Annotated in this window: 22 protein-coding genes; 8 read left to right on the forward strand and 14 right to left on the reverse strand. The window is 68.8% G+C overall.

Annotated elements, in window-relative coordinates:
• Nucleotides 1–59: 59 nt before the first annotated feature.
• Nucleotides 60–218 carry a hypothetical protein gene (locus ACZ5QD_RS11905; protein ID WP_156479387.1) on the forward strand — a complete coding sequence of 53 codons (159 nt, stop codon included), beginning with the start codon at nucleotides 60–62 and terminating at the stop codon, nucleotides 216–218.
• 39 nt (nucleotides 219–257) lie between these two features.
• On the opposite strand, the gene ACZ5QD_RS11910 is transcribed toward ACZ5QD_RS11905, so the two are convergent.
• Nucleotides 258–1,730, reverse strand: a complete 1,473-nt coding sequence (locus tag ACZ5QD_RS11910; RefSeq protein ID WP_464366772.1) for an HNH endonuclease signature motif containing protein — start codon at nucleotides 1,728–1,730, stop codon at nucleotides 258–260.
• 52 nt (nucleotides 1,731–1,782) lie between these two features.
• Nucleotides 1,783–3,219 (reverse strand): aminotransferase-like domain-containing protein, encoded by a 1,437-nt coding sequence (locus ACZ5QD_RS11915; protein WP_006896146.1) that lies wholly within the window; start codon nucleotides 3,217–3,219, stop codon nucleotides 1,783–1,785.
• Between the two features lie 125 nt (nucleotides 3,220–3,344).
• Here ACZ5QD_RS11915 and ACZ5QD_RS11920 point away from each other — a divergent pair, with 125 nt between their 5' ends.
• Nucleotides 3,345–3,986: a pyridoxamine 5'-phosphate oxidase family protein gene (locus ACZ5QD_RS11920; RefSeq protein WP_464366773.1), complete on the forward strand. Its 642-nt coding sequence runs from the start codon at nucleotides 3,345–3,347 to the stop codon at nucleotides 3,984–3,986.
• On the opposite strand, the gene ACZ5QD_RS11925 is transcribed toward ACZ5QD_RS11920, so the two are convergent.
• Both ACZ5QD_RS11925 and ACZ5QD_RS11930 read right to left on the reverse strand, forming a co-directional pair.
• Nucleotides 3,908–5,515: an adenylate/guanylate cyclase domain-containing protein gene (locus ACZ5QD_RS11925; protein WP_045538257.1), complete on the reverse strand. Its 1,608-nt coding sequence runs from the start codon at nucleotides 5,513–5,515 to the stop codon at nucleotides 3,908–3,910. The genes ACZ5QD_RS11920 and ACZ5QD_RS11925 overlap by 79 nt on opposite strands.
• Nucleotides 5,516–5,527: 12 nt before the next feature.
• Entirely contained in the window at nucleotides 5,528–6,814 is a 1,287-nt protein-coding gene (locus tag ACZ5QD_RS11930; protein ID WP_006896143.1) for an adenylosuccinate synthase, read from the reverse strand.
• An 89-nt stretch (nucleotides 6,815–6,903) separates the two neighbouring features.
• Here ACZ5QD_RS11930 and ACZ5QD_RS11935 point away from each other — a divergent pair, with 89 nt between their 5' ends.
• Together ACZ5QD_RS11935 and ACZ5QD_RS11940 are read left to right on the forward strand one after the other, a co-directional pair.
• Complete coding sequence (locus ACZ5QD_RS11935; RefSeq protein ID WP_375004082.1) at nucleotides 6,904–7,563, forward strand: hypothetical protein; 660 nt, start codon at nucleotides 6,904–6,906, stop codon at nucleotides 7,561–7,563.
• Nucleotides 7,560–8,339, forward strand: a complete 780-nt coding sequence (locus ACZ5QD_RS11940; RefSeq protein ID WP_006896141.1) for a site-2 protease family protein — start codon at nucleotides 7,560–7,562, stop codon at nucleotides 8,337–8,339. Before ACZ5QD_RS11935 ends, ACZ5QD_RS11940 begins: the two co-directional genes overlap by 4 nt.
• Before the next feature lie 40 nt (nucleotides 8,340–8,379).
• On the opposite strand, the gene ACZ5QD_RS11945 is transcribed toward ACZ5QD_RS11940, so the two are convergent.
• The 3 genes from ACZ5QD_RS11945 to ACZ5QD_RS11955 all read right to left on the reverse strand — a co-directional run bounded on the left by ACZ5QD_RS11945 (nucleotide 8,380) and on the right by ACZ5QD_RS11955 (nucleotide 10,995).
• Nucleotides 8,380–9,312 (reverse strand): cation diffusion facilitator family transporter, encoded by a 933-nt coding sequence (locus tag ACZ5QD_RS11945; protein WP_346076407.1) that lies wholly within the window; start codon nucleotides 9,310–9,312, stop codon nucleotides 8,380–8,382.
• 64 nt (nucleotides 9,313–9,376) lie between these two features.
• Nucleotides 9,377–10,531: an FUSC family protein gene (locus tag ACZ5QD_RS11950; RefSeq protein ID WP_464366774.1), complete on the reverse strand. Its 1,155-nt coding sequence runs from the start codon at nucleotides 10,529–10,531 to the stop codon at nucleotides 9,377–9,379.
• A gap of 20 nt (nucleotides 10,532–10,551) precedes the next feature.
• Entirely contained in the window at nucleotides 10,552–10,995 is a 444-nt protein-coding gene (locus ACZ5QD_RS11955; RefSeq protein WP_006896138.1) for a DUF3151 domain-containing protein, read from the reverse strand.
• Nucleotides 10,996–11,235: 240 nt separating this feature from the next.
• Here ACZ5QD_RS11955 and ACZ5QD_RS11960 point away from each other — a divergent pair, with 240 nt between their 5' ends.
• Nucleotides 11,236–12,207, forward strand: coding sequence for an Rv0361 family membrane protein (locus ACZ5QD_RS11960; RefSeq protein WP_464366775.1), 972 nt, complete (start codon nucleotides 11,236–11,238; stop codon nucleotides 12,205–12,207).
• Nucleotides 12,208–12,299: 92 nt separating this feature from the next.
• On the opposite strand, the gene fbaA is transcribed toward ACZ5QD_RS11960, so the two are convergent.
• Nucleotides 12,300–13,334: a class II fructose-bisphosphate aldolase gene (fbaA, locus tag ACZ5QD_RS11965; protein WP_062366561.1), complete on the reverse strand. Its 1,035-nt coding sequence runs from the start codon at nucleotides 13,332–13,334 to the stop codon at nucleotides 12,300–12,302.
• 149 nt (nucleotides 13,335–13,483) lie between these two features.
• Here fbaA and ACZ5QD_RS11970 point away from each other — a divergent pair, with 149 nt between their 5' ends.
• Nucleotides 13,484–14,188 (forward strand): DedA family protein, encoded by a 705-nt coding sequence (locus tag ACZ5QD_RS11970; RefSeq protein WP_464366776.1) that lies wholly within the window; start codon nucleotides 13,484–13,486, stop codon nucleotides 14,186–14,188.
• Between the two features lie 104 nt (nucleotides 14,189–14,292).
• Entirely contained in the window at nucleotides 14,293–15,171 is an 879-nt protein-coding gene (locus ACZ5QD_RS11975) for a DUF559 domain-containing protein (RefSeq protein WP_375003542.1), read from the forward strand.
• Nucleotides 15,172–15,201: 30 nt separating this feature from the next.
• Here the strand turns inward: ACZ5QD_RS11975 and ACZ5QD_RS11980 are convergent, their stop codons facing one another.
• The 3 genes from ACZ5QD_RS11980 to ACZ5QD_RS11990 are packed head-to-tail and all read right to left on the reverse strand — an operon-like array spanning nucleotide 15,202 to nucleotide 17,419.
• Nucleotides 15,202–15,882 (reverse strand): TrmH family RNA methyltransferase, encoded by a 681-nt coding sequence (locus ACZ5QD_RS11980; RefSeq protein ID WP_222111068.1) that lies wholly within the window; start codon nucleotides 15,880–15,882, stop codon nucleotides 15,202–15,204.
• On the reverse strand, nucleotides 15,875–16,441 hold the full coding sequence (pyrE, locus tag ACZ5QD_RS11985) for an orotate phosphoribosyltransferase (protein ID WP_006896132.1): 567 nt from the start codon (nucleotides 16,439–16,441) through the stop codon (nucleotides 15,875–15,877). Before pyrE ends, ACZ5QD_RS11980 begins: the two co-directional genes overlap by 8 nt.
• A 54-nt stretch (nucleotides 16,442–16,495) precedes the next feature.
• On the reverse strand, nucleotides 16,496–17,419 hold the full coding sequence (locus ACZ5QD_RS11990) for a hypothetical protein (RefSeq protein ID WP_006896129.1): 924 nt from the start codon (nucleotides 17,417–17,419) through the stop codon (nucleotides 16,496–16,498).
• Between the two features lie 69 nt (nucleotides 17,420–17,488).
• Here ACZ5QD_RS11990 and ACZ5QD_RS11995 point away from each other — a divergent pair, with 69 nt between their 5' ends.
• Nucleotides 17,489–18,700 carry a M20 family metallopeptidase gene (locus ACZ5QD_RS11995; RefSeq protein ID WP_062366530.1) on the forward strand — a complete coding sequence of 404 codons (1,212 nt, stop codon included), beginning with the start codon at nucleotides 17,489–17,491 and terminating at the stop codon, nucleotides 18,698–18,700.
• Nucleotides 18,701–18,935: 235 nt separating this feature from the next.
• Here the strand turns inward: ACZ5QD_RS11995 and ACZ5QD_RS12000 are convergent, their stop codons facing one another.
• From ACZ5QD_RS12000 to ACZ5QD_RS12010, 3 genes are read right to left on the reverse strand one after another with little or no spacing between them, the layout of a single operon-like run.
• Nucleotides 18,936–19,313, reverse strand: a complete 378-nt coding sequence (locus ACZ5QD_RS12000) for a PPOX class F420-dependent oxidoreductase (RefSeq protein ID WP_006896127.1) — start codon at nucleotides 19,311–19,313, stop codon at nucleotides 18,936–18,938.
• A 29-nt stretch (nucleotides 19,314–19,342) separates the two neighbouring features.
• A complete protein-coding gene (locus ACZ5QD_RS12005; RefSeq protein WP_006896126.1) occupies nucleotides 19,343–20,035 on the reverse strand; it encodes a response regulator in 693 nt (230 codons plus the stop codon).
• On the reverse strand, nucleotides 20,035–22,578 hold the full coding sequence (locus ACZ5QD_RS12010) for an ATP-binding protein (protein ID WP_464366777.1): 2,544 nt from the start codon (nucleotides 22,576–22,578) through the stop codon (nucleotides 20,035–20,037). Before ACZ5QD_RS12010 ends, ACZ5QD_RS12005 begins: the two co-directional genes overlap by 1 nt.

A 22,578-nucleotide genomic window follows, 5' to 3' on the forward strand; every position in this document is an offset into this window, starting at 1 on the left:
CGGCCGAATGACCTCGTGAGCGGGCGCTGCACCGAACGCACACGTTCTACGCTGGGGGCATGACCGATTGGCGTGCACCTCGTGCGGCCGCCGGGGTCAAGGAGCACTGGAGCCTGCTGGTGGCAGCGCAGCAGGATCGGCTCGTAATACCGAACGACTGCAACCCAGATCATCGTGCCGTCGGAGGAACTTCATTCACTGCTGCCGAGTTCCGCTGAGGCCACCGCACTTCCGTGCTCCCGGCCGGGTGTGTCCGGTCAGGCGGCCAGGAGTGTGTCGAGGTAGTTCTCGATCCGGGATTCGCTGGGTTCGGGCGGCGGCTGGGGTTGGTGGTCCGGGAGGAGTTCGGCGTGGTGGATTTGGTTGATCCGCCATCCGGGCGGTCTTGTCCCGTCCCTGGTGTTGCCGCTGGGTCGCCAGACGACGCGGCCGGCGTGGGGTCCGTCGATCAGGATGGTGGTCTGCCATTGCCCGGGGCGGGGGCCGACGGAGCGGTTGTGACGCCCGCATGCGGCGCCGAGGTGGTCGATGTCGGTGGGTCCGCCGTCGGCCCAGTCCGGGAAATGATGGGCCTGCGTCCGGGTGAACGGGGCTGCGCAGCCGGGGGCGGTGCAGCCGCGGTCGCGGGCGAAGAGCATCAACCGCTGCGCCCGCGACGCCAGCCGGCGTCCCCGTCCGAGGTAGAGGGCTTGTCCGGTGTGGGCGGAGAAGACGGCCAGGTGCGGGGTTGCGGCGGCGGCGACCTCGATCAACTCCGCCACCGGCACCCGAGTCCCGGTCGCGGTCAACGCGATCCCGGCCCGCTCGGCCAACTCGTGGTCGGTGACAGTGATGACCAGATCACCCGACCGCCGACCACCCCCAACACCAGTGCGGGAGGCGCGCAGCAGCGCTTGCAGACCATCGTGGGTGCGCTGCCCGGGCGTGCGAGTATCACGCTCCACCGCGGCCGCCAGAGCGGCCGGGTCGGCCGATTCCACGGTCCCGGACGGGGAGTCCGGGTCGTCGGGATTGTTCATCCCCGGCGCGGCCCAGGACGGCAGTGCGGCTTCCATTTCCGCGCGCAACGCCGGGGTGAGGTAGCCGCGGACTTTGCTCATCAGCCGCAGATCCTGGGGCAGGATCGTGAAGCCGCGCAGGCGTTTGCGGTCGCGTTCGTCGGTGACGGTTCCGTCCGGATCCAGGTGCGCGAGCAATCGGATGCCGGCGGTGCGGACACCGGCCGGACTCAACTCACGCGCGACCCACGCCAACTGCACCTCGGCCCGTGCCCGGGTCTGCGCGTCGATCGCGGTGGGAATCTTGTCCATGACGGCGTCGATCTCCCGGACGTGGTCGGCACCGATCGCACCCTCGCCCACCGCGACCGCAGTCGCCGGCAGTATCGGTTCGCGGGTCTGGCCTTGCAGGTCGGTGAATCGTCCGATGCCGGCGGCGCTGACGCGTCGGCGTCGGGCGGCACCGTCACCGAGCCGCAACCCCTGCGCCAAATACTGATGCACCGACAGGTATCCGGCTTTGCGGTAGGCGCTGCGGTCGGAGACCTCCACCAGCACTGCGGCGTCGACACCGTCGAGACGACGATGCGTGCGCTCGAGGGTCTCGACGGTTTCCAACAGGGCGTCTTCGGTCACCGCGGACAGCGGCAGCGACGCGAACTTGGTCGCCGCAGCCTCCAACAGGCGGGCGAGGGCGGCCGGATCGTCCGGCAGCACTTCTGACGTGACCATCGAACCCACCCCCTCCACCTGCACAGTGTCCGAGAACACTTCTGCTGTGCTTCTATGTTCGAATCATACCGCCGCCCTCTGACAAAACCTCTGGCACAGCCCGCCGAAGCGCCTCGGCGAATCTCACCGCCGACGCCGGCGTCAATCGTGCGTAGCTGACGACGACCCCGTCCACCGACTGCTTGTCTGCCAACGGGTAGTCGGAGACGGCGCGCACCAGCCATCCCGATCGTTCCAGTCGATCACGCACCTGGGCTCCCGGAACGCGGTCGATCACGATCGTCGCGTGCAGCCCGGCGTCGACGCCGATGATCGGCATCTCCGGACAGCGCTCAATCACCGCCGCCGACAACGCATTTCGTCGATCACGATAGGTGCGGGCGACCTTCGCCAGATGCGTCGCGAGGTGGCCGCGGGAGATGAACTCCGCGAGGGTGCCCGCCACCGGCTCCGCCACCGACCACGCACGCTCGGCGTACCTCCGCCCTACGGCGTCGGACAGCACGCCCGGCGGCACCGTCCACGCGACCGCCAACCCGACGGTGAGCGTCTTCGACGCTGTGCCCACATACCCCACGAATTCGCGCGCACCGGGAAGTGCCTGCAGAGCGGGCAGCGGCGGAACGTCGTACCGGAACTCGCCGTCGTAGTCGTCCTCGATGATCACCGAGCCGGTCCGGCGCGCCCACTCCACCAATCGCGCGCGTCGATCCACCGACATCCGGTGGCCGAGCGGATACTGGTGCGCAGGCGTCGTGTACACCAGGCAGCGATCGTCCGGCAGCCGGCCGACACACACGCCGTCCGCGTCCACCTCCACCGGTTCCACCGAGAAACCGACGCGCGCGAGTTCCCGCTGCGCCTCCGCGTATCCGGGCGCTTCGACGAAGGCGCGCCGAATCCCCGAGTCCCACGCCGCCTCGCCGAGCAGTGCGAACCCACATGACGATCCGGGAGTCAGCAGGATCTCTTCGGCGTGCACCCCTCGATGCCTGCGCAGGTGCTCCCCCAGTGCGGCCGTCAGAGCCGTCGTCCCGGCCGTCGACGGCTCGGGCGTCCACGTCGCCGCCCGCACGCAGCTGCGCCACCGACGCGCGTCGATCAGCGAACCGTCCGGCACCCCGGGCCGCAGATCTCCGATGATCCGCGGAACCGCACCCTCCCCACGCACGACGACGGGCGCCGATTCCTCCGTCACATGCGATCTCGCGCCGAGCCGTACCGCCGCGCGCGCACCGGCACGCACCCGTGTGCCCGCACCGGGGATCCCGTCGAGGAAGCCGGCCGCGATCAGTTCGTCGTAGCAACCGGTCACCACCGATCGCGAGCAGCTCAGTTGCCGGGCCAGCACTCGGGTGGACGGCAGCCAGTCGCCCTCGGCGAGCCGGCCGTCGACGATTGCGGCGAGGAGTTCATCCACCAATCGTCTGCTCCGCACCGGCGTGGGCAGACTGATCGGCAGATGGACGTCCCGGGGAGTCCGCGCCACGACGTCACCTCGCCTTCCGGCGACCGACCTCTGACATCCGAGGCCCGACCACCATCGATACTGGTCTCCAGAATTGCTCGATTCTGGATCTTCTCTCAAGTCCAGTATGGCTCTGTACTGGAGTCATGGAGAACTTGACCCGCAAGCGCGACCGCCAGAGCACCGACCGCGACAGCCTCGACCGTCTCCTCGACCAGCAGTGGTGGGGAGTGCTGTCCACGGCCTTCGGTGAGGGAGGCACCGCCGCCGTACGCAGCGTGCCCACCCTGCATGTGCGCGACGGCGACCGCATCCTCCTGCACGGATCCACCGGTGCCGGAGTGATGGGATCACGCCGCCCCGCCGATCAGCGCTCGGCCTTCTGCGTCACCGCGATGGACGCCCTCGTCCTCGCGAACTCGACATTCGACTCCACCGTGCATTTCCGCTCGGCGGTGGTCTACGGCCGACTGGAGAACGCACGGGCCGACGACCGCGCCGAACTGCTGACCCGGTTCACCGACCTACTCACACCCGGCCGGAACGACGAGGTACGTCCGATGACGAAACGGGAGATCGCGGCCACCAATGTGACGGTTCTGCGGATCGAGGAGGGCGAGTGGGTCTACAAGGCGAATGCCGGCGAGGGCGTCGTCCGCCCCGACGACGAGGTCACCGCGTGGTGCGGCGTGATTCCGTTCACCAGCGGCTACGGGGTGCCGCGCGCGGCCGACTGGTCCTCCGACCGTCCGCTGCCGGAGTCGGTGCGCCGGCTGGTCGGAGTGTAGATCCGTGTCTGAGCCGACCGTCCGCGCAGGACGAGCGCGGTGCGCGGCGACCATAGACGCGCCTCGTCGTCCCCTGCCGCCGCCACCGCCCGCTCCGACGCGAACGGCAGGTGCGGAGCCTCTTTGGCGGCCTCCGACAGTCGTGCGCCCTCGTTCACCGGGTCGCCGATCACCGTGAACTCGAACCGCTGAATCGCGCCGACGTTCCCGGCCACCACGGTCCCGAAGCTCACCCCGATACCCGCCTTCAACTCCGGCACGTTGCGGGCGAGACGATCGGCGATCTCGCGCGACGCGGCCAGCGCCGCGCCCGCGGGATCGTCGATTTCCAGGGGCGCGCCGAAGATCGCCAGGACCGCGTCTCCCTCGAACTTGTTCACAAGGCCCCGGTGCGTCTCCACCGCCTCGACGACCTGCTGAAAGAAGCGGTTCAGCACCGCTACCACCTCGGTCGGTGTGTGCTCGGTGGCCAGTGTCGTCGAGCCGATAACGTCGACGAAGATCACCGCGACGGTCCGCTCGGCGCCGCCGAGCTCCGGATCGCTTCGCAGCGCCTGCGCCGCCACGTCGCGGCCGACGTGACGTCCGAAGATGTCGCGCACTCGCTCCTGCTCGCGCAGTCCCGCGACCATGCTGTTGAACCCGAACTGCAGTTCCCCCAGTTCGGAGGCGTCGTAGACGACGAGGTCGACGGCCGGGCTGACGTCTCCGCCGCGGACTTTGCTCATTCCGGCCTGAACGTTGCGGATCGGTCCGGTCACATCCCAGGAGAACAGGAACATCGCGAGCAGGCCGACTGCGGCAGCCACCGCCACCAGCACCGTCACCGAGACGAACACGCCGACCAACGACGAGCGACCGCTGGTGGCCGCGAACAGCACCACCATGAACACGCCGCTCAGCGGGACGCCGGTGCCGATGAGCCAGGCACTGAGGGCTCGCGACCGGACGGAGCTGCCGCGCACGGAGAAACCCGCCTGCATGAGCTTGGCGTACACCGGCCGCAGCAGCACGTCGACGAAGATGTTGACGATGGCGATCACGACGATGCCGCTCATCAGAACGATGAGCACCACTTTCGGGATGAGGATCGGGTCGACCACGCCGTACCAGATACCCAGCATCACCGCGGCACCCACCCACAGGAGTGCCTGGAGCGCAGTCAGCCGACGGCGCGCCCACGCGGTGCGCCGCGCGTCGTCCCGAGTCGGCACTTGGTCGCGCATCGACCACTTGAGTGACCGGACCGTCATCACCGTGCCGACCAGCACGCCCAGTGCCAGCGAACACACGATATACACCGGCAGGGCCAGGAAGTTGACCCATACGAGATCGCCGCGCAGGAACGAGGGGTCGGGGATACCGACCAGCGCGAGCGAGATCGCCACCACGATCCCGATCAACTGCGCCCCGACGATGGTCGTCGTCAGGAGCAGCTGGATCCGGATGCGCTGCCTGCGCGGCCCCTCATCGACCGCACCGAGCAGCGTCGACCCGTAGTCGCGACTGAGCCCGCGCGGCTCGTTCATCGAGGTCGCCGGTCAGACGAGCTGATGCCGGACGATCGTCTCGTCACGCCCGGGGCCGACGCCGATGCACGAGATGCGCGCACCCGACAACTCCTCGAGCCGGTGGATGTAGTTCTGCGCATTCTGGGGCAGTTCGTCGAAGGTACGGCAGCCGGAGATGTCCTCCCACCAACCGGGCATCGTCTCGTAGATCGGCTTGGCGTGATGGATGCCGGTCTGTGTCATCGGCCAGTCCTCCACCCGCTCGCCGTCGACCTCGTAGGCCACGCAGATCGGGACCTCTTCCAGACTCGACAGCACGTCGAGCTTGGTGAGGAAGTAGTCGGTGATGCCGTTGACGCGGGTCGCATACCGCGCGATGACGGCGTCGAACCAACCGCAGCGACGGGCACGTCCGGTGGTCACGCCGACCTCGCCGCCGGTCTTGGCCAGGTACTCGCCCCACTCGTCGAAGAGCTCCGTGGGGAACGGGCCCTCACCGACGCGCGTGGTGTACGCCTTCAGAATGCCCAGGACCGTCGTGATCTTGGTGGGCCCGATGCCCGCGCCCACCGACGCGCCGCCGGCGGTCGGATTGGACGACGTCACGTACGGGTAGGTGCCGTGGTCCACGTCGAGCAGCGTGCCCTGCGAACCTTCGAGCAACACGGTCTCACCGCGTTCGAGCGCCTGGTTCAGCAACAGCTGGGTATCGGCGATCCGGTGCTTGAACCCCTCGGCCAGCTCCAGCGTCTCGTCCACCACCTGCTGCGGGTCGAGACCCTTGCGGTTGTAGATCTTGGTGAGGATCTGATTCTTGATCTCGAGCGCGGCCTCGACCTTCTGCGCGAGGATCTTCTCGTCGAGCACGTCGGCCACGCGGACGCCCACGCGGGCGATCTTGTCCTGATAGCAGGGCCCGATGCCGCGACCGGTGGTACCGATCTTGCTGTTGCCCAGGAAGCGCTCGGTGACCTTGTCGATGGCGACGTGGTACGGCATCAGCAGATGCGCGTCGGCCGACAGCATCAGCGAAGTCGTGTCGACGCCGCGGTCCTCCAGCCCCTTGAGCTCGGTGAGCAGAACGCTCGGGTCGACGACGACGCCGTTGCCGATGACGTTCTTGACACCGGGCGTCAGAATCCCCGACGGAATCAAGTGCAGCGCGAACTGCTCGCCGTTCGGCAGGACCACAGTGTGTCCCGCGTTGTTTCCGCCCTGGTAGCGCACCACCCACTGCAGCTTCCCGCCCAGCAGATCCGTCGCTTTACCCTTGCCTTCGTCGCCCCACTGGGCGCCGATCAGCACAATCGCAGCCATATCAGGTGCTCCTCCTAACGTGCCCACCCTACTGGGTCGCGGTCGAAATGTTGGTCCCCGCTGCCGTATAGCCTGGGTAGGTGCCCTCTCTGCTGATCACGGTCAGCCCCGGCGACGAAGTACCGTCCGCCCTGACCCGCCGCCTCGCCGGCCTGCTCGACGACCCGTCGGCCGGCTCCGCCGCCACCGCTTCCGCCGGCGCCGCCCCCCGGATCGTGGTGGCCCCCACCGACTCCGATGCGATGGCGCCGGACGCGTTCTTAGCGCGGGTCGTCGCCGCCCTGATGAAGCTCGAACGTCTCGACGTCGAGGTGGCCTACGTCGCACCGCACGTCACCGCCGCTACCGGGAACTACGGTCTACCGCACGGCGATGCCGCGATGCGTCTCGCCGAAACCGGTACGGCGCAGCAGCTTCCACTCATCCGAGACGATGCCGCGACAGTCCTCGTCGGACGGGCACGACATCTGGGGGCAGCGGGCGAGAAGCTGCACGGCGAGTGCATCGCCGACTCGGCGACGATCTTCGACGGCACCGTCCGCGCGGTGGAGATCGAGCCACTGACCGTCGAACCCGGAGTCCGCGGCCGCCGCGCCCGGGCGCTGCCCGGCGGATGGAAGAGCGGCCGGGCGGTTCAGACCGGAGGCACCAACCTCGTGGTCGAGCGCGAAGGCGAACTGACCGACCGCGTCGTGAAGCGATCCACCTTCTATCGGCATCACATCGACTGGAGACTGGTGCGACCGTGACCACCCCGACCACCGCGGCCCTCAAGTCCGTTCGACCCGGACCGGTGTTCCTCGGGCTGTGCGCGGCCTTCGCCGTCGGCGTGTACCTGCTGCTGCGGTCCGGCGCGGAACGCAGCGCCCTCGGCATGTTCGGCGCCCTGCTCTTCGTGCTGAGCGGATGGGTGATCTCGTTGTCTCTGCACGAGTTCGCGCACGCGTTCACCGCCTTCCGCTACGGCGATCGGTCGGCCGAAGTCCGCGGGTATCTGACTCTCGATCCGCGCAAGTACACCCACGCGGGGCTGTCGATCGCCCTGCCGCTGCTGATCGTCGCGCTCGGCGGCATCGGCTTCCCCGGCGGAGCGGTCTACCTCAACACCGCGGCCTTCACCCCCGCGCAGCGCACCAAGGTGTCGCTGGCCGGCCCGGCGACCAACCTGGTCCTCGGACTGGCGCTTCTGGCGGCACTCGCGTCGACCACTCCCACCACCGCGAACCTGAACCTCTGGGCCGCCACCGCCGCACTGGCATTCCTGCAGTTGTCGGCGACGCTGCTCAACATCCTGCCCGTGCCCGGGTTCGACGGTTACGGCGCGCTCGAACCGCATCTGCCTGCGAACGTCCGTCAGGCGGCGGAGAAGATCGCACCCTTCGGCTTCCTGATCCTGTTCCTGCTGCTGTTCATCCCGCAGCTGAACTCCGCGTTCTTCGGCCTCGTCTACCACGCGTTCGAGGCCTTCGGAATCAGCCCGGCGTTCGTCTCGTACGGGATCCGCTTGTTCGCGTTCTGGCTGTAGGCGCTGCTCCGCACTTCGGGTCGAGACGTTCAGTCCGCTCTCACCAGGTGAGACTTTCGCATTGGGAGCGGTCGCCGGGACGTTCCACCTGGACTGTGGCGTGCTCGAGGCCGCGTTCGGCGAAGACCCGCTGCGCGGCAGTGAGCGCGGCACAGTGATCTCCGGTGCTGCTCAGATGCACCGTCGCCACGTCCATGCCGGTCGTCACCGACCACACGTGCAGGTCGTGCACGTCCTGCACCTCGGGCAGGGCGGCGAGGTCGGCACGCAATTCGTCCAGGTCGACGTGGGACGGCGCCTGCTGGTTCAGGATCTTGAGTGCGTCGAGCGCGAGCTTCACCGCGCGCGGCACCACCCACAGTGCGATGAAGACCGCGACGATCAGGTCCGCATATCCCCAGCCGGTGGTCATCGCGACCACACCGGCGATGAGCACCCCGACGCTGCCAACCGCGTCGGCGAGCACTTCCAGGTAGGCCCCGCGAATCGCGAGCGACGTGCCCGAGTCGGCCCGCAACAGGTACATGACGATCACGTTGGCGGCCAGCCCCAGCAGCGCCACCACGATCATCGGTCCGCCGGGCACCTCCGGATTCGTCCCGAGTCGGACGACGGCCTCGTACAGCACGTAGACGCCGACGCCCAGCAGCAGCACTGCGTTGAGGACGGCGGTGAACACCTCCGCGCGGTACCACCCGAAGCTGCGGCCGTCGGTCACCCGGCCGTGGCGGGCGAGCAACAGTGCCACCAGCCCCATCGTCAGTGCCACCAGATCGGTCGCCATGTGCCCGGCGTCGGCGACGAGGGCGAGCGAGCCGAACAGCAGGCCGGTGACCAGTTCGACGACGAAGAACGTGCCGATCAGGCCCAGCGACACCGCCAGCGGCCAGATCCGCCGATGCCCCGCGTCCGGTCGTGCCAGGTCTGCCGCGGTCGGGCCGTGACTGTGGCCGTGTTCGTGATCAGTACCCATGACCTCAATATATGCGAACTTTCGCATATATGACAAGAGTGCTGCGTCTGGTGATCTCGAGTACTCATTTGTTCAGGTGCAACTGCGCGATGGCGGACGAACGCTTGAGTCCGGCGACCATCAACAGATCCACCAGAAGCGAGCGCAACTCCACCAGCAGCGCGGCCTCCGAGAGGTCCTCGACGTGGTCGGCCAGCGACGTGCGCGCTCTGCGCACCACCGAGCGCACCTCGCGCGCGGCGTCTGCCGGATCCGGCGGCTGACCGGGCTCGGCGAGCATCATCGCGCGCAGGGTCTCGAACAGTCCGCCGATGTCCTCGATGATGTCGATCATCGGCTCTTCCACCGCCACCCCGCGCTGCGTCAGCCCCAGCGCCCGCCGCGTGACCACGCGGAAGTTGCGGACAGCGTTGTCGATCGGATCGGCGGTCGCGGCGATCTTGCGCAAACGGTCGCGCGAAGCCCAGTACAGCGGTGAGAGGGTCCCGACCTCACGCCCGGCCAGAATGTCGGCCCGGAGGCCGTCGACGGCGGGCTGGGTGCCACGGGCCGCCGCAAGGACCCGATAGACCGCGTCCTCGTCCCGCGCGCGGAGCGCCTCGGCGAGGTCGTGGCTCAGATCGCGCAGAGTGTTCAGAATGCCCGCGGCGTCGAGGCGCGCCCGCCGAGCCGGATTCACCGGCACCAGCGCCCCCACGAGCAGGCCGATGCAGCCGCCCACCAGCGCGTCGACCGCACGCTGATAGCTCGCCGCACCGCCGGGCGGCAGCAGTGTTGCGATGAGCACCGCCGACGACGCCGCCTGGGTCGGGAGCATCGGGCCGCCGTCGACGAACACCGCGAGGGCCATCGCCGCCGCGACCACAACCGTGATCTGCCACGCACCGGATCCGATCTGGGTCACCACCAGGTCGCCGACGAGGATCCCGATGGAGACCCCGACGATCAGCTCCGCCGAACGACGCCAGCGGCGGGCCAGCGACAGCCCGAGGGACACCACCGCCGCGATCGGCGCGAAGAACGGCCGAGCGTGGTGAAGTAGGTCGAAGGCCACGAACCAGGCCAGCCCCGCGGCGATGGCGCACTGCGCGATCGGCACCAGCGACAGCCACAGTCTGCGCACCCGAACGCGCAGGACCGACGGCAGTCGCTGCACGCCCTGCGACCCCAGGTCGCGGAACGACGCCTTGGACTCCGGTTCTTCAGCGGCCTCGTGCACTCACACCACGACCGTCGGTGTCAGTCCAGCCCCAGTTCGGCGATCGCGCGGGGATCGCTGTCGTTCAACAGGTCGAGGCACCGCAGGTACTCGTCCTCCTCGCCGACGGCTTGCGCGGCACGTGCCAGCGCCCCCACACAGCGCAGGAAGCCACGGTTCTCCTCATGGCTCCACGGGACGGGACCGAAACCCTTCCAGCCGTTGCGCCGCAGCTGATCGAGGCCGCGGTGGTAACCGGTGCGAGCGTAGGCGTATGCGGCCACGACCCGTGCGATGTCCGGTTCGGGGCCGTCCAACGCGCCGTCGAGCGCCGCCTCGGCCAGATGGGCCCAGGCGATCGAGGCCGACGGGTGCGCGGCGGCGACGGCCGCGGGATCGGTTCCGTTCAGCAGAGCCGACTCCGCTTCGTCGTCTCCCGGCAGCAGGGTGGGCGGGGGTCCGAGGAGATCTCCAAATGACGTCACGTAATCATTCAATCACCTGAGTGGGACGCTCCGGAGAAGCTCGAGACCGACAGGTCCGATATCCTGACGCTGCGCGTCTAGCAGTACTGTCCCCGACGAACATTGGAAATTGAGCAGATGTCTGATTCGGACAAAGACACTTCGGCTGCCATCGACAAGGTGGTCGGTGCTTTCCGTGCCCAGCGCGAGCAGGGCAAAGCGGATACGAAGGAAACAGACACGAAGGAAACAGACGCACAGATGACTGCAGAGCCGACCCCGGTCAAGAAGCTCGAGGACGCCCCGGCTCCTCAGGGCGGCGGCAATTCCGAGACGCCCACCAAGGCCTTCAAGATTCCGACTCAGGCCGCCACGCAGGCAGCGACGCCGCATGCGGAGGGCGCACTCGTCGAAGAGACCGTTGTCGGAGACGCGCTCTCGGCCGGCGACGCGGCCACCGGTGACGCGGTGGACGCCGGCACCGACGCGAAGGTCGATCTGGTGAAGGCCGATCTGGTGGAGCAGTCCATCGACCTGCCCGCCGACGATCAGTCCGCGACGCCGACGGCCACCGATGACGAGGCGCCCTCCGACACGGATGCAGCCTCGGCCCCGACCGTCGAGGTCGCCGCCCCGGCCGATCAGCCCGTCGAGGTGCCGGCATCGGAGGCGCCGACCACCGAGATGGCGGTGCCCGCGGCTGTCGCAGCCGGAGCCGCAGCAGCCGGTGCCGCCGCCGCACCTGCGGGTCGGCCCGCACAGGCCAAGCCCGCGCCGCAGGTGGTCGCGCCGGCCGAAACGCAGCGCAAGCGCAGCCGTGGCAAGCTGATCGGCCTCCTCGTCGCCGCGGTCATCGTCATCGCGGCGATCGCGGTCGGCCTCTGGTATGCGCTGGTCGGCAGCTCACCGGAGCACAAGGTGGCCGACGCCGCCAAGGACTACCGGAGCGCGATGACCTCGGGTGACCTCGGCAAGCTGCGCGAGGTGACCTGCGGCGCCGATTACGCGTACTACTCCAAGGTCTCCGACGCCGACTTCCAGAAGGCCTTCGAAGCCCAGAAGAACCGCAATGAGCTGATGACCTTCGACGACGTCAAGGCCGTCCAGATCAACGGTGACACCGCACGCGTCGGCGTCGACATGTACCCGAGCAACGATCCTTCGAAGACCGCGCCCGCGCAGATCACGCTTCACCAGATCGACGGTGAATGGAAGGTCTGCCTGAAGCCGTAACGCCCGCGGTCCCGCACTTCACGAGACGGTCCCCCGGAGCATCGCTCCGGGGGACCGTCTCATCTCGTATCGGGCGCGTGCGGCCCGGCCGGTCAGCGGCCGATCGACTTGCCGGACGACCCGAGGTCGTTGCACGCCTCGACCACGCGCTCGGCCATCGAGGCCTCTGCCTTCTTCAGGTAGCTGCGCGGGTCGTAGACCTTCTTGTTGCCGACCTCACCGTCCACCTTGAGCACACCGTCGTAGTTGGTCATCATGTGACCGGCCACCGGGCGGGTGAACGCGTACTGGGTGTCGGTGTCGACGTTCATCTTGATGACGCCGTAGCCGACGGCCTCCTCGATCTCGCTCTTGAGCGAGCCGGAGCCGCCGTGGAAGACGAAGTCGAAGGGCTTGGCCGACGCGTCGAGACCGAGCTTGGCGACCGCGGCGTCCTGGCCCTCCTTGAGGACCTCGGGGCGCAGCTTCACATTGCCCGGCTTGTAGACGCCGTGGACGTTGCCGAACGTGGCGGCGAGCAGGTACTTACCGTTCTCGCCGGTACCGAGCGCGTCGACGGTCTTCTCGAAGTCCTCGACCGAGGTGTAGAGCTTGTCGTTGATGGCGTTCTCGACGCCGTCCTCTTCGCCGCCGACGACGCCGATCTCCACCTCGAGGATGATGTTCGCCTCCTTGGTCTTGGCGAGCAGTTCCTTCGCGATCTCAAGGTTCTCGTCGATCGGAATGGCCGAGCCGTCCCACATATGCGACTGGAACAGCGGGTTCTGCCCCTTCGCGACACGCTCGCGGGAGATCTCGATCAGCGGTCGGACGAAGCCGTCGAGCTTGTCCTTGGGGCAGTGGTCGGTGTGCAGCGCGATGGTGACGTCGTACTTCTCGGCGACGACGTGGGCGAACTCGGCGAGGGCGACGGCACCGGTGACCATGTCCTTGACACCCAGACCCGAACCGAACTCAGCACCGCCGGTCGAGAACTGGATGATGCCGTCGCTGCCGGCATCGGCGAATCCCTTGATGGCCGCGTTGACGGTCTCCGACGAGGTGCAGTTGATGGCAGGGAACGCGTAACCGTCCGCCTTGGCCTTGGCCAGCATCTCGGCGTACTTCTCGGGGGTTGCGATAGGCATTCTCACGTCCTAAGAGAGCCAGTGGATGTTTTCCACTCGATTGTTAGCTGTCCGATCCAGTATGACGGTTGCCTCGCCGGGCCGGGCCGGTCCCCTGCCAAGGACATCGTTAAGGGTTCTCGAAGCGACTGCCGGTAGGATCGGGGCCTGTGATCGACACTCTGCTTGCCGAGACCACGACGAACGTGGCACTGATGCCCGGCTTCATGGATCCGTTCAATCTGATCGGGTACTTCGGAGCGGCCGCATTCTGGGGTCTGCTCCTCGTCATCTTCATCGAGTCGGGCGTCCTGTTCCCGGTGCTTCCGGGCGACTCGCTGCTGTTCGTCGCTGGTCTGATCGCCGCGGGCGAGGCGGGCGAGAACGCAGCCAAGGTCGCCGACTCGGGCCTCACCCTGTGGCCTCTGCTGATCGGCGTCCCGATCGCGGGCATCCTGGGTGGCCAGGTGGGTTACTGGATCGGCCGCTACGCGGGGACGTCGATGTTCAAGCCGGATGCGCGCTTCCTCAAGCAGCGCTACCTCGACGAGGCGCACGAGTTCTTCGAGAAGCACGGACCCATCACCATCTTCCTGGCGCGTTTCGTACCCATCGTGCGCACGTTGGCCCCGATCGTCGCCGGCGCCGCGCGGATGAAGTTCGCCGTCTTCACGATCTACAACGTGGTGGGCGCGATCGTCTGGGGCGCGGGCATCGTCCTGCTCGGCTACTGGCTGGGCCAGTTCGAGATCATCCAGAAGCTCATCGAGCCCATCTTCATCGTGATCGTGCTGATCTCGGTGCTGCCGATGGTCTTCGAGTGGCTGCGCCGTCGCCGGATCCAGAAGAGCGAGAGCACGGTCGAACTCGACTGATCTCGGCCGAGCCGCGAATCCTGTCGAGTTGGTACCCGTGGCGGGTACCAACTCGACAGGATTCGCAGTGGAACCGAATGGCACTCCGCCGCGTCTAATCAGATGTGGGGGATACAGGGGACGTCGCGGCCTACTTGGCGGCGCACGACGGCGTCATCACGGCAACGCAGGCGATCGAGCTGGGGCTGACCCGCAGGCAGATCCAGGGCAGGATCGAGCGCGGCGAGTGGTCCGCCCTGGCGCGGGGCGTCTACCGATCGGCGGCGAACGACTTCACTGAGGCCGCGATGGTCCGCGCAGCGGTTCTCGCGCACCGCGGCGTCGCCGACCGGACCACCGCCGCGTGGTGGCACGGCATGGTGGATCAGTTGCCGACGCATCTCACCCTCTCGTGCCGGTCGCAGGCGCCTTCCCTCGAGTGGCCGGTCGGCGTCCGTGCCGTGCGCCGCGTGTACCGTCCCGAATCGCTCACCCGGGTCCGCGGGCTGTCCCTGACACACAAGCCGCTGACCGCACTGATGACCGCTGTCGAACTCGCCGAGGGCACCGCATTCCTCGACCGCATGCTGCAGACCCGGCAGGTCCGGCTCGCCGACCTGGAGCGCGCGCTCACCGACCACGCCGGTCTGGTCGGGATCCGCGAAGCCCGCGGGCTCGTCCGCATCGCGGGGTCCGACAGCGAGTCCGAGGCCGAGCGACTCTTCGCACGTTTACTCAGGCAGTGGCGACTCGACGGGTGGGTGCAGCAGTTCCCGACCGGCGGGTGGCGACTCGACTTCGCCTGGCCCGACCACCGGCTGGCCGTCGAGATCTCCGGCTGGAGTTTTCACCGCGATCCGCGGCGCCACGGAAACGACCTCGCCAAGGCGAACCACCTTCAGTCACTCGGGTGGCGCGAACTGCAGTTCAACTGGCACATGATCAACGACCGCCCGTCCGACTGCATCCAGCAGGTGATCGACGCGCTGAACCACCCCGTCTGAAGCGCGGATGAACGGCGAACCGGAAGCCGATCACCACGCCTGATCGAGGTCGGCGTGCTGGGCGATCCACGCGTGCATGACGATGCCCGCGGCGACGCCCGCGTTGATGCTGCGGGTGGACCCGAACTGCGCGACGGAGACCGTGAGATCGGCGCTGTCCTGCGTCTCGTCGCTGACGCCGGGTCCCTCCTGGCCGAACACCAGCACGCACCGCCGCGGGAGTTCGGTGCGTTCCAGCGCCGCCGCGCCGGGTGTGTTGTCGACAGCGACCACCGTCAAATGCTCCGCGCGAGCCCACTCCATGAGGTCGGCGACGGTGGAGTGGTGCCGGAGATGCTGGTAGCGGTCGGTGACCATGGCACCGCGCCGATTCCAGCGGCGGCGCCCGACGATGTGCACCTCGGCCGCGAGGAAGGCGTTCGCGGTCCGCACCACCGTGCCGATGTTGGCGTCGTGCCCCCAGTTCTCAATGGCGATGTGGAACTCGTGGCGACGCGTGTCGAGGTCCGCGACGATCGCCTCGCGGGTCCAATAGCGGTAGGCGTCGACGACGTTGCGCCGATCCCCCTCCGCGAGGAGCGTGCGGTCGTAGCGGGGGTCACCGGGCAGCGGTCCCTCGCATTCCTCGAGCCACGGGCCGACACCGACGGCCGGGCCGACCCCGGTGACCCACTCGGTGGGCCCGACGGCGTCGTCGGGCCGGTCAGGCAAGGCCGAGGTCGGCAAGCCCGAGGAGCGACCGGTACGGCACACCGAGCGCGGTGATGACATCGTCTGCGCCGGTCGCACGATCCACCACGGTCGCGACCCCGACCACCTCGGCACCGGCCTCGCGGGCGGCCTCGACAGCCTGCGACGGCGACGCACCGGTGGTCGACGTGTCTTCGACCACCAGCACGCGACGCCCCGCGATGTCCGGGCCCTCGATCCGTCGCTGCATGCCGTGCGTCTTGGCGGCCTTGCGCACCACGAACGCGTCGACGGCCCGACCGTCGGCGTGCATGATCGACGTCGCGACCGGGTCCGCGCCGAGCGTGAGTCCGCCGACGGAGGCGTAGTCCCAGTCCGCGGTCAGCTCTCGCATCAGCTGACCGATCAGCCGTGAGGCCTCCGAGTGCAGCGTCGCGCGGCGCAGGTCGACGTAGTAGTCGGCTTCCTTGCCCGACGACAGCGTGACCTTGCCGTGCACGACGGCCAGTTCGGTCACCAGTTCGGCGAGGCGGGCGCGCGCGGCGCCGTCGACGGCGGGGGTGGCATCGGATGCCGACATGGGTCACCAGCTCCTAAGAGGGCTTCAAGAGGTCAGGGGTCCGGGCGTGCCGGATCAGCGTTCGCGCGGGTCGTTCAGCGGCGGAAGGTCCGGCGGAGCGAAACGCTCCCGGGACGTGCGGGGATCGGCGACCGGTCGCGGCGCAGGCCGCCGGATCGGCTCGATCCGCGAAGTGCCCGCGGAGTCGGGCGGGCGCGGTGTCGCGTCCAGCCGGGACGGGCGCGGCTCCGGCCGCGGGGCCGGCTGTGATGCCGATGCCTCCATGCGGCGACGACGCTCCTTGTCGCGCAGAGACTCGGTCTTCTCGTCGGCCAGTTCCTCGTTGGTGGGACCGTGCGGATCGCGCGGGTCGGGCGCGTCCTGCGGCACCACGGCGGGCGGCAGTACGCGCAGCAGATCCGCGAAGCGGCGAACGGCGTCGAGTGCGACGTCGAGACGCTCGTCCTCCACTGTCACCGGCATCGCGCCGAGCGCCCAGTTGCCCTCGTTCCACAGGATCTCGACGTAGGCCGGGGTGTCGGTGGCGAGTGTCACCATGCGGCGGTCGCAGATCCGGCGTGCGGCGTCGAGATTGCTCGCGAACATGACGCGCGATCCCATCGCGCCGAGCAGATCCACATCGTCTTCCGCGGGCGCGAGCACATCCTCGTAGCGCAGGTCAACGGTCACCGCCGACGCGGCCGGACGACGCACCGCGACGATGGTCGACGTGTCTTCGAGGTCGAAGACCACGGCTTCGGCACCCTCGTAGACGCCGTAGGCGACATCGCGCACCCGGACGTGCTCCGGCACGTCCATCGCGGCACGATGGAACACGGTGCGAAGCTTGCTGTCGGTCTCGCGGAACTTGAAGGAATGCGTCTCGCCCCACACAGCACGCTGGTGGTGAACCTGTTGCGACCGGTTCCGGTCCAGCCACAACAGGGCGCCCGCACCCAACAGCGCGAGCACCGCAATCACGAAATACACAATGGCCATCGGGCATAGCCTACTATCGAGGGCTCCCTGTGCGCCCGACGACTCGAAGCTGAAGGAGAAAGGCCGACGATGAGGACTGTCAGTCAAGACGTCGTCGACGCTCTGGCAGCCGCTGTCGACGCCGCCGAGGTCGAGGCGCTGACGTGTGCGCTGATCGCCGAGGCGAGCGTCAACCCAGGTGGCAGCGAGGAGTCGACCGTCGCGGTTCTGGCCGATGCGTGCCGCGAAGCGGGGTTCGACGTCGAGGTCTCCGAAGCCGCGCCCGGCCGGCCGAATCTGATCGCGACGGTCAACGGCGACGCCGCCGGCCCGGGTCTGATGTTCCTGGGGCACTCCGACGTCGTTCCGCCCGGGCCCGGCTGGACGGGCGATCCGTTCGTGCCACGTCGTGACGGCGATCTGATCGTCGGACGCGGCGCCACCGACATGAAGGGCGGCATCGCCGCCGTTGTGGCGGCGATGAAGGTCGTCGCGCGTGCCGTCGACGACGGCGTCGAGGTCTCCGGACCGGTCCGCCTGGTGGTGACCGTCGACGAGGAGGAACACGGGGTCGGGGTGAGGCATCTGGTCGCCGATCCGCCTTCCGGCGAGTACCTCGGATGCATCGTCGCCGAGCCCACCCGGCTCGAGGTGGTTCGCGGTTGCCGTGGCGCGTCGTACTTCGATGTGGCCGTGACCGGCCGCGCGGCGCACTCCGGCCGCCCCAGCGACGGCGCGAGCGCGATCCTCGCCGCGGCGAGGGTGATCGAGCTGATCGACGCCGACCAGCGCCGCATGGCCGCGGACCCGGATCCGCTGCTCGGCTACGGAACGTGGAACGTCGGGACCATCGACGGCGGACAGGGCATCTCAGTGGTGGCCCCGACCTGCGCGATGGGCGTCGACCGTCGGCTGATGCCCGGCGAAGACGTCGATGAGATCGGCAGGCGCCTGTCGGAGGAGATCCGCGCCGCGGGCATCGAGTCCGACGGTGTCGCCGTCTCGGTGACTCCGACGATGTACCTGCCCGGCTTCGCCACCCCGGCCGACGATCCGATCGTCGATGCCACCGCGCAGGCCGTCGCCGACTCCGGGGCGCCCACCCGTGTCGGCGGCTGGACCGCCGCGTGCGACGGCGGCTGGATCAGCACCGCCCTCGGCATCCCCACCGTCGTGATGGGGCCCGGCGACATCAACGGGCAGGCGCATCAGCCCGACGAATCGGTGTCGTTGTCCGAACTCGTCACGGCCGCACAGGCGTATGTGCGGGTCACGCTGTCGTTGCTGGCGCGGGTCGGGTGAGGGTTTCGACTCGCTTCGCTCGCTCAACAAGCCTGGAGAAAGCTCGCTCAACCGGCCTGGAGAAAGCTCGCTCAACCGGCCTGGGGAAAGCTCGCTCAACCGGCCTGGGGAAAGCTCGCTCAACAAGCCTGGGGCACCCTCGCACAACAAGCCTGGAGAACGCTCGCTCAACCAGCCTGGAGAACGCTCGCCCAACCGGCCTGGGGCACGCTCGCACGACAGGCCCTTCGGGGATCTACAGCACGTCGCGGACGCGGATCCCGACCGTCGCCGAAGCGCCCCGGCGCAACGACGATCCCCAGATGGTCAGCCGGCCGATGAGCCCGTACTTGCGGATGATCGCGTCGACGGCTCGCTGCCGGTCTACGATCTCGCCGAGCCCGGCCACCTGAGGTCCGCTGGTGCTGCGCCCGCTCGCGTTGCACGCCTGGACCAGCACGTTGTTGTTGCGGCGCAGCCGCTTCACCTTCCACGAATCGCCGACCGTCCACAGCAACATGTCGTCACCGTCGGGCGCCGCCCACAGCGGCGATGCCACGGGAGTGCCGTCCTTCTTGTAGGTGGTCAGCATGACGTACTTGGCGGCGGCGACTTGGGCGACGGTGGCGGTCATGGCACGAGGGTACTGCCGATCTCCGGCCGTCACCGGACGAAGCGATACCCCATTCCCGCCTCGGTGATGAGGTGCTGCGGATGCGACGGATCGGCCTCCAGCTTGCGCCGCAGCGCAGCCAGGTAGACGCGGAGATAGTTGGTCTGGTTCACGTATGTGGGCCCCCACACGGTGGTGAGGATCTCCCGCTGGCTCACCAGATTCGGTTCGCTGCGCACGAGCAGTTCGAGCACACCCCATTCGGTGGGTGTGAGCCGCACGGGCTCACCGTCGCGCAGGACCCGCTTGCCCATGAGATCGACTTCCAGCGCGCCGGCGCGCACCACCGGGCTCTCGGCCGGTGCTCCGGCGACGCTGCCCCGCCTGATCGCCGCGCGCAGACGGGCGAGGAACTCCTCCATGCCGAAGGGTTTGGTCACGTAGTCGTCCGCACCCGCGTCCAGAGCCTGCACCTTGTCGGCGGCGTCGGTGCGCGCCGACAGCACGATCACCGGCACCGACGTCCACCCGCGCAGGCCGGCGAGGACGGTGAACCCATCCATGTCGGGCAGCCCGAGGTCGAGGACCACCACGTCGGGGGTCCGCTTGCTCGCCGCCTCCAGCGCCTGTGCGCCGGTAGCCGCCGTGGTCACGTCGAAGCCCCTGGCGCGCAAGTTGATTCGCAAGGCTCGAAGCAACTGCGGCTCGTCGTCCACCACGAGGACGTGCCCGTGTTCGGCCATCACGCGCCTCCCTCCGGGTCGTCGGCCGGGTCGTGCTCCGCGGGTAGTTCCACGACCATCGTCGTCCCGCCGCCGGGAGTCTGCGCCACCGCCAGCGTTCCTCCGACCGCCGACACGAACCCGCTCGCCACCGACAATCCGAGCCCGACACCCGACGTCTGCCGGTTCTGGTCGCCGTACTGGTGGAACGGAGTGAAGACGCGCGACCGCTCCTCCGCCGGGATACCGGGACCGTGATCGATCACCCGGATTCGGCACCGGCGCTCGTCGGAGTCGTCGGCCGGCACCGACTCGGTGCGGATCTCGATCGCGTCGCCGCCGTGGCGCAGCGCGTTGTCGATCAGATTGGCCAGCGCCCGCTCCAGGAGTCCGGCGTCGGTGACCGCCCAGTCGCATCCGATGTCGACCGTGATCTCCGGAGTCCCCGGCGCCCGACGCGACACGGCGGCGCCCGCGCGGTGGATCACCTCCGGCAAGTAGGTGCGGGTGCGCCGGGGACGGACCACTCCCGCGGCCAGCCGCGACGAGTCGAGCAGGTTGCCCACCAGCGAGGCCAGCTGATCGACGGACTCCTCGATCGTCGCGAGCAGTTCGGCGGTGTCCTCCTCGCTGAACACCACCTCCGGGCTGCGCAGACTCGACGCCGCCGCCTTCGCCGCCGCGAGCGGCGTCCGCAGATCGTGGCTCACCGCGGCCAGCAGCGCGCGCCGCAGCTCATCGGTGCGCGCCAACTCGTCAGCCTCCGCGGCCTCGGCCTCGAGCCGGTCCCGCTCGACCGCCGCGGCCACCTGGCTGGCGACGGCCGCGAGTACCCGCTGGTCGGCGGCTCCCACTTCGGGTCCGCGCAGCAGCAGCTGGTACTCGCCGCCGGCGGCCGGACAGACGGTGTCGGCTTCAGCCGCGGTCAGCGGCGGGTTCTCCCCCACCGAATGCGCGACCGTCTCGGTGCGGTCGTCCTTCCGCGCGACCGCGACCGCGGTCTGCTGGTACGTCTCGCGGACCCGCTGCAGCAGCCCGGAGACCCCCGCCCCGTCGAGGACCGCGCTGGAGAAGAGCGCCAGCAGCTCGGCGTCACGACCTGCGCGCTGTGCCTGCCTGCGTCGGACCGTCGCCGAATCCACCAGTGCCGCAATCGCGACCGCGATGATTAGCATCACCGCGAGGGTGATGATGTTGTCCGGTTCGGCGATGGTGAACGTGAAGGTGGGCGCGGCGAAGAAGTAGTTCAGCAGCAGGCCCGACATCACCGCCGACAGCGCCGCGGGCACCACTCCGCCGAGCAGCGCGACCGCGAGGATCACCACGAAGAACAGTGCGCTCTGACTGGTGAAGCCAAGGTATTCGTTCGTCAGCGCGAGCACCCCGGTGAGTGCGAGCGGCGCGAGCACCGCGAGAATCCAGCTGCCGGGCCGGTGGAATCGCGTGTCGCGGATGTCGAGACGATTCCGCACCGCAGCCTTCTCGTGCGTCACCATGTGGACGTCGATGCGCCCGCTGTCACGCACCACGGCCGCGCCGACGCCCTCGTCGAACAGCCGCCGCCACCGCGACCGCCTCGACGTGCCGAGGACCAACTGCGTCGCGTTCATCGCGCGCGCGAACTCCAGGAGCGTCTCCGGGACGTCGTCACCGACCACCGAATACAGGCGCGCGCCGATGCCCGCCGCCACCTGCCGCAGGCCGCCGACGTCGGCGGCTCCCCGATTCGTCAGACCGTCGCCGCGCACCACGTGCACCACCAGCAACTCGGCGCTCGACCGCGACGCGATCCGCCCGGCCCGGCGGATCAGCCCGGCCGATTCCGGTCCGCCGGTGACCGCCACCACCACCCGTTCGCGCGCCTCCCAGGTCTCGGTGATGGCGTTGGCCGCACGGTAGGCGGCGAGCTTGTCGTCGACGCGATCGGCGAGCCACAGCAGAGCCAGCTCGCGAAGCGCCGTCAGATTGCCCTGCCGGAAGAAGTTGGCGAGGGCGCCGTCGATCCGCCCGGCGTCGTACACCTTGCCCTGGGCGAGTCGCTGCCGCAGCGCACGCGGCTCGATGTCGACGAGCTCGATCTGGTCGGCGCCGCGGACCACCGCGTCGGGCACCGTCTCGCGCTGGGTGACGCCGGTGATGCGGGCGACGACGTCGTTGAGGCTTTCGAAATGCTGGATGTTGACGGTGGACAGCACGTCTATTCCCGCGTCCCGGAGTTCCTCGATGTCCTGCCACCGCTTCTCGTTGCGCATGCCCGGCGCATTGGAATGCGCGAGTTCGTCGACCAGTACCAGTTCCGGCTCACGCGCGAGCACCGCGTCGAGATCCATTTCGAGCAGCACGGTTCCGCGATACTCGACGGGCACGCGATCGATCACTTCCAGCCCGTCCAGCAGTGCCGCCGTCGCCGCTCGCCCGTGGGTTTCGACCACCCCGACCACCACGTCGACGCCCTCGTCGGCGAGTGTGCGAGCCCGCGCCAGCATCTCGTACGTCTTGCCGACGCCCGGGGCACAGCCGAGGAATACCTCGAGCTGGCCCCGTGGTTCCTCAGCTGATGGCAT

The organism is Gordonia sp. J1A, from assembly GCF_055393515.1.